The following is a 7,484-nucleotide window of genomic DNA, read 5'->3' on the forward strand; positions in this document are numbered from 1 at the left end:
TCTTTAGCAATACTTCATTTGAATAGTTATGTGATGCGCTTTTCTTCTTTTCGCACATTCTGGATTTCAGTGATCAGCTTGCTTGTCATGCTGCTCTCCAGTTTTGCATCAAGCGCATCTTCCCTGTCTATGCAAATGGACATGATGAGCGGACACAAAATGTCTGCCAATGTCGTCGATTGTGACATGGGTAAGCAACCCGTCAATCTTCACGCTCAACATGCAAACCACAAACTCATTGATGAACCCATTGACCAATCAAGTGCGAGCCCAACACATTGCGGTGACGACACAAACATGGTTCATAACTGCTGCTCTGCAACCTGCTTTACGTCCATTGCTTTGCTGTCGCCAGCCTATCAATCTCAACAATTGCTGACACAACTTGCCCTGATTTCCTCAGAACGAGATATCAGTGTCATTGAACGTACCCAGTCTCTTTATCGCCCCCCGATAGCCTAAATCTCACTCTGAAATGTCGTACCACTGCGCTTGACTTGCGCCGTGGAGGGTAATTCCGCGTCCAATTTCGACGCGAACAGAATGGATTTATATCGTGAATATCAAACCGAGCTTATTGACACTGGTGATCAGTGCTGTGGTTGGCATGTCTGCACCTGCATTTTCCGCGACAAAAGAAGACGTTGCGCGTGCCACAAATGCTTCCAACACGCTAACGCAACTCATTGAAAAAGCGCTGGATAACGATGCCAGTCGCAAACAATTCTATGCGCAATCCCAAGCCATGCGCGAAACGGGAGTAGCGAGCACCACCCTCATGGACCCGAAATTAAAAGTCGGTGTTGGTGGTTTTCCCATCGACAGCTTTCAATTCGACAAAGATCCAATGACCAATATTTCCGTCGGTCTCATGCAACAGTTTGAGCGCGGAGATACTTTGTTATTACAAGGAAAAAAAGCAAATCAACAGGCTGATGGCGTTCAGTTTCAAGTGGAAGCACGAGAGCGCGACGTTGCCAATACCATTACTCAACTTTGGTTAGAACTCGGTTATCAACAAGAGGCTGAGCGTATTCTTCAAGAAAATCAGCGCCTACTAAGAGAGCTAACCCGTTTTATCCAAACCAACTATTCGATGGGTCAAAATGAAGCACAGGACTTACTCAACGCTCAGCTTCAGGTCAGCAAATTGGATGACAAGCTCAATGCCAACGCGCAAGTTCAGCGTCGTATCGTTTCTCAACTTTCAGAGTGGTTGGGTGCCGAATGGTTAGCAAATTCGCAGGCGTTAAATGCCAGTAATGAATTGAACTGGCAGGCGCTCTCAAACACTTTGGATCAAACAGAAAGCACTGAACATTTTTCGCTACTTCTTCAGCACCCAATGGTCAAAATGGCCAATACAGCGATTACCGTGCAACAAACCCAAGTTGAAATAGCCGAACAAGCCTATGCGCCCCAGTTTGGTGTTGAAGTGATGTATGGATACCGACAAGCTAATGGGATGAATGGCCAGCCAGCTTCTGATTTGGTCAGCGCCTACCTCACGCTAGATATTCCTCTGTTTACTGACAATCGTCAGGACAGAAACCTCGCTGCTGCACAGTACCAAGTGGGCGCGTCAAAATCGCAAAAAGACCTCCTCCTTGCACAAATGAACGCCAAGGTTAACGCCCTTCTCGTAGACAAGAGCAAACTTGAGCAACGCCTATCGCGTTACGAAAACACGCTGTTAGGACAAGCCAATGCGCGTACAAAAGCTGTAGAACGTGGATATCAAAACAACACGGCGCAGTTTAGCGATGTGATAGCAGCAGCCAACGACGAACTGACCTTGTCGCTAGAACAACAACGACTGGTGACCGATTTGAACTTGGTCAACAGCAACTTGGCTGCCTTATTGGGTGGATTCAATTACAACACCAATACACCAGATATCGCATTACCAGCGCACAGCAGAGCTTCCACAGGCCTAACAACCACCAAACAGTAAGACACCGCAAGGTAGGAGATAACAATGAAAAACATACAAGTCGCTACTCTCGCGTTACTGGTTGGCGGAGCCATCGGTTTTGGGGCTAACCACTTTCTTTCGGGGCATGATATGTCCGCAATGGCGGCAACTTCACCCGCCAGCGGAAACGATGAACCGCTCTATTGGGTAGCGCCAATGGACCCTAATTACCAAAGAGATAAGCCAGGGAAGTCTCCAATGGGTATGGATCTCATCCCCGTATATGCCGATGACATGTCAGGCAAGGATGACAAACCCGGCACGGTGAAAATCAATGCTTCCGTCGAAAATAACCTGGGCGTTAAAACCGCCGGAGTAGAATGGGCACCACTATCGCCGCGCATTGAAACCGTCGGTTATATCGCATTTGATGAAAGCCAATTATGGCAAACCAACGTTCGCGTCGCGGGCTGGGTTGAGAAGCTATACATCAATGCCGTTGGTGAAAAAGTCAGCGAAGGCGACGTACTCTTTACTCTCTACTCGCCAGACTTAGTCAAAGCACAAGAAGAGCTTTTAAACGCCTATCGAACGGGTCGCAAAGGGCTCGTGAAAGGTGCAACCGAACGCCTCGTCACACAAGGGGTTGATCGGGACCAAATCCAGCAAATCGTTAAACGTGGAAAAGCACAACAAACCATCGATATCAAAGCTTTAGGTGATGGCGTAATTGCGAGCCTCAATATCCGTGAAGGTGGGTACATCTCCCCAGCACAAGCCGTGATCAGTGCAGGTCCTTTAGATAAAGTCTGGGTTGATGCGGAAGTATTTGAACGCCAAGCACATTGGATGAAAGCGGGCAGCAAAGCCGCAATGACGCTCGATGGCCTACCGGGCAAAGAGTGGCTGGGTGAAGTCGACTATGTCTATCCTATTTTAGATCCGAAAACCCGCACCTTGCGGATGCGTTTGAAGTTTGACAACGCCAATGGCGAACTTAAGCCCAACATGTTCGCTAATATCGCGCTACAACCCGTCACCGACGATGCTGTCCTAACGATCCCTAAATCATCCGTCATTCGCTCTGGTGGCATGACGCGCGTTGTTTTAGCTGAAGGTGAAGGTAAATACCGCTCGGCGCGCATTGAAGTGGGAAGAGAAGCTGGCGAAACCATTGAAGTGCTTCAAGGGCTGACGGATCAAGATCGCATCGTCACGTCTGCACACTTTATGTTGGATTCAGAATCTAGCCAATCTGCAGATCTTGCCCGAATCAATGGCATCGAAGCACCTGCGCAAACTCAATGGGCAAAAGGTGAAATCACCGATGTCATGATGGGTCACCGCATGCTCACCATCAATCATGAACCCGTACCTGCATGGAACTGGCCGGGCATGGTAATGAATTTCACTTTCGCTAATGGCGTTGATCTTGATGATTTTAAAGTCGGACAGTCTATCGACTTCGAAATGCAAAAAGCCGAGTCAGGCCAATACGAAATTGTCGATTTCAAAGTCAGCGGAGATGCTTCACCCAATGAGGTCTGGGTTTCCGGTGAGATCTCCATGTTAATGGCCGATTTTGGCATGATCACCCTCACCCATCAGCCTGTCGAAGAATGGAAGTGGCAAGCGGGAGAAATGAATTTCTCCGCCGATGACAGTGTCAATCTCAGTGGATTTACTGAAGGCCAAACTGTGCGTTTTCTCGTAGCAAAAAATGGTGCTGATTTCGTATTGAAAGCGCTTGAACAGCAAGGAGGCGAGCAATGATTGGTGCTGTTATTCGTTGGTCGATCGCCAATCGCTTCTTGGTGTTAGTCGCCACCATATTTCTCACTCTGGGTGGGTTATACAGCGTAAAGAACACGCCTGTTGATGCCCTGCCCGATCTGTCTGATGTTCAGGTGATCATTAAAACCAGTTATCCGGGTCAGGCCCCACAAGTGGTGGAAGACCAAGTCACTTATCCACTCACAACCGCCATGCTGGCAGTACCCGGCGCAGAAACCGTTCGCGGCTACTCGTTTTTCGGTGATTCGTACGTTTACATCATTTTCAACGACAATACCGACATGTATTGGGCGCGTTCACGCGTGTTGGAATACTTAAGCCAAGTTGCGCCAAAACTGCCACCCAGCGCTAAGCCAACATTAGGGCCTGATGCAACCGGTGTGGGTTGGATTTACAGCTACGTGCTGCAAGACAAAACTGGACAACACGATCTAGCGGAATTGCGTAGCTTGCAAGACTGGTTCTTGAAATACGAACTCCAAACCGTGGAAGGTGTTTCTGAAGTTGCCACTGTCGGCGGCATGGTGAAGCAATATCAGGTGCAAATTGATCCTGCAAAATTGCGTGCCTATAACCTGACGCTGCAACAAATCAACATGGCAATCCAAAACGGCAATCAGGAAGCTGGTGCATCCGTGATTGAAGTGGCGGAAGCTGAGCACATGGTGCGAACCACAGGTTATCTTTCTAGTGTGGAAGATATTCAATCACTGCCGTTGAAAGTGACCGAGAAAGGCACACCTTTGTTGCTCGGCGACATCGCTGACATCAACATCGGCCCTCAAATGCGCCGAGGTATTTCAGAGTTCAACGGAGAAGGTGAAGCCGTCGGTGGCGTGATCGTGATGCGATTTGGTGAAAACGCGAGCGAAGTGATCGACAACGTCAAAACCAAACTCAACGAACTTCAGCGCAGCTTGCCTGAAGGCGTCGAAATTGTCGCCACTTACGATCGTTCAACCTTGATAGATAACGCCGTTGAAAACCTTTGGAAGAAACTGGCAGAAGAGTTCATCGTTGTTGCCGTGGTATGTGCGCTATTCCTGTTCCATATCCGCTCGTCACTGGTCATCGCCATCAGCTTACCTATTGGTATTCTGTCTGCGTTTATTGTGATGCATTGGCAAGGAATTAACGCCAACATCATGTCTCTAGGCGGTATCGCGATTGCCATTGGTGCAATGGTCGACGGCGCCATTGTCATGATTGAAAACGTGCATAAACATATCGAGCGCACTCCCCTGACTGACAAGAATCGCTGGCAGGTGATAAGCAAAGCGGCAGAAGAAGTTGGCGCACCACTTTTCTTCTCATTGCTCATCATCACCTTGAGTTTCGTACCCGTGTTTGCACTCGAAGGTCAAGAAGGCAAGATGTTCTCGCCGCTGGCGTTTACAAAAACCTATGCCATGGCTGCCGCTGCAGGTCTCGCAATTACCTTAGTACCTGTGCTTATGGGTTACTTCATTCGCGGTAACGTATTGCCTGAGAAAAAGAACCCGGTCAACCGAGGTTTGATTGCCTTATACCGCCCTGTTCTAAACCTGAGCCTCACTTACCCGAAGACCATGATTGCCCTTGCTATTGCACTAATGGCCTCCGCCTATTACCCCACTAGCAAGTTGGGTAGTGAGTTTATTCCGCCTTTGGATGAAGGCGATCTTATGTACATGCCCACCACCTATCCGGGAATATCGATTGGTAAAGCGCGTGAACTGCTGCAACAAACCAATAAGCTCATCAAAACAGTGCCTGAAGTGGACACAGTGTGGGGAAAAATTGGTCGTGCAGAAACGGCGACTGATCCAGCGCCTTTGACCATGATTGAAACCGTGATCCAGTTGAAACCTCGAGAAGAGTGGCGTGAAGGCGTCACAACAGAATCGCTGCGCAAAGAATTCGACGATCTCGTGCAATTCCCCGGTCTAACAAACGCTTGGGTCATGCCAATCAAGACGCGTATCGACATGCTGGCAACAGGGATAAAAACCCCTATCGGCATTAAGATTGCGGGGCCAGATCTTAAGGTGATTGAAGGGATAGGTGCAGATCTAGAACCCATACTGAATCAAGTATCTGGAACCGCCTCTGTGTATGCAGAACGTGTGGCAGGCGGACGTTATGTCACTATCGATATCAAACGCCTTGCTGCTGCTCGGTATGGGTTAAGCATCAAAGACGTTCAACAGGTTGTTTCAACCGCCGTCGGTGGCATGAACGTGGGCGAAACCATTGAAGGGCTAGAACGCTATCCGATCAATGTGCGTTACCCGCAAGACTACCGCGACTCTGTAGTTAAACTACAAAACTTGCCATTGGTGACCCCTAACGGCGCTCGAATCGCTCTGGCAGATGTGGCAGACATTCGCTATGAAGATGGCCCACCGATGATCAAAACCGAAAACGCACGCCCTAATGGCTGGGTATTCGTGGATATTGACGGTCGAGATCTCGGTTCTTACGTGACTGAAGCACAATCTGTTGTCGCAGAGCAACTACAGCTACCTGCGGGTTACTCACTCGTGTGGTCGGGACAATATGAATACATGGAACGCGCTAAAGAGCGCTTAAGTGTCGTTGTTCCAATTACCATCGCCATCATCATGTTGCTCTTGTATCTCAGCTTCCGCCGTGTTGGTGAAGTCATGATCATTATGGCGACATTACCGCTAGCCATGGTAGGTGGCCTTTGGTTGATGCATTACCTAGGCTACAACTTTTCCATTGCCGTGGGTGTTGGGTTTATTGCGCTTGCTGGTGTCGCCGTAGAAATCGGCGTCATTATGTTGGTGTATCTCAACCAAGCGTGGCACGCCAAAAAACTGGAAGCACAAGAAAACAACCAGCCGCTATACCCAGAAGACCTCACGGGAGCCATTCGTGAAGGTGCAGGACTGCGTGTACGCCCGGTGATGATGACAGTGTTAACCGTCATCATTGGCCTCATTCCCATCATGTATGGCGAAGGCACTGGCTCCGAAGTCATGCAGCGCATTGCTGCACCTATGATTGGCGGCATGGCATCGGCGTTGATGCTCACGCTGTTAGTTCTCCCGGCTATCTACAAACTTTGGAAAAATCGCGAAATCACACAACACGATTAATTGACTTGCCGCGTTGAAAAGACGCGGCGTATACACTGATTTAAAAAGGAAAACATGATGAAAAAAACACTACTGGCACTATCACTGGCTATTTTCACTACTGGCGTAACGGCAGATGCTATGGACCATTCCAAAATGGATCATGGCAAGATGGACCACGGAAAAATGGACAATGCCAAAATGGACCACTCAAGCATGATGAACATGGAAGGAATGTCTGCGGTTGGCATGCCTGCCAATGGCGCAAAGCCTGACAAAGTGGTTCACGTTATTTTAAGCGACGACATGCGCATTAACTTCAAGAAAGATGTAACGATTGAACCTAATGACGTCGTGCAATTTGTTGTGATGAACGTTGGCAAAATCGACCATGAGTTTTCAATTGGCTCAATGGACGAACAATTAAAGCACCGCGAAATGATGAAGAAGATGACTAGTGGTCATGACCACGATTCAGGCGGCACAGTGACGGTTAAACCAGGCAAAGCAAAGCAGTTGTTATGGCACTTCCACGGTGATACGAACGTTGAGTTTGCTTGCAACATTCCAGGCCATGCAGAAGCAGGCATGGTGAAAAGTGTGACACTGTAACCCCGAAGGTTTATCCAATATAAAAATAGCCGCAATGTGAACTGCCCCCCAATAGTTGGACAACCAATTATTGGGGGTCT

General features: G+C 48.6%; 5 protein-coding genes. All 5 read left to right on the forward strand.

The window, feature by feature from the left end; translation table 11 throughout:
• Window positions 1-33 precede the first annotated feature (33 nt).
• Window positions 34-462 carry a hypothetical protein gene (locus tag LRP50_RS04380; RefSeq protein WP_274163270.1) on the forward strand — a complete coding sequence of 143 codons (429 nt, stop codon included), beginning with the start codon at window positions 34-36 and terminating at the stop codon, window positions 460-462.
• Window positions 463-556: 94 nt separating this feature from the next.
• Window positions 557-1,954 carry a TolC family protein gene (locus tag LRP50_RS04385; protein ID WP_274163271.1) on the forward strand — a complete coding sequence of 466 codons (1,398 nt, stop codon included), beginning with the start codon at window positions 557-559 and terminating at the stop codon, window positions 1,952-1,954.
• A 24-nt stretch (window positions 1,955-1,978) separates the two neighbouring features.
• Window positions 1,979-3,688 carry an efflux RND transporter periplasmic adaptor subunit gene (locus LRP50_RS04390; protein ID WP_274163272.1) on the forward strand — a complete coding sequence of 570 codons (1,710 nt, stop codon included), beginning with the start codon at window positions 1,979-1,981 and terminating at the stop codon, window positions 3,686-3,688.
• Window positions 3,685-6,813 carry an efflux RND transporter permease subunit gene (locus LRP50_RS04395; RefSeq protein WP_274163273.1) on the forward strand — a complete coding sequence of 1,043 codons (3,129 nt, stop codon included), beginning with the start codon at window positions 3,685-3,687 and terminating at the stop codon, window positions 6,811-6,813. The genes LRP50_RS04390 and LRP50_RS04395 overlap by 4 nt, the downstream gene beginning before the upstream one ends.
• Window positions 6,814-6,870: 57 nt before the next feature.
• A complete protein-coding gene (gene copI, locus LRP50_RS04400) occupies window positions 6,871-7,404 on the forward strand; it encodes a copper-resistant cuproprotein CopI (protein WP_274163274.1) in 534 nt (177 codons plus the stop codon).
• Window positions 7,405-7,484 lie beyond the last annotated feature (80 nt).

Source organism: Enterovibrio gelatinilyticus (assembly GCF_028683095.1).
In the GTDB taxonomy this organism is placed as follows: domain Bacteria; phylum Pseudomonadota; class Gammaproteobacteria; order Enterobacterales; family Vibrionaceae; genus Enterovibrio; species Enterovibrio gelatinilyticus.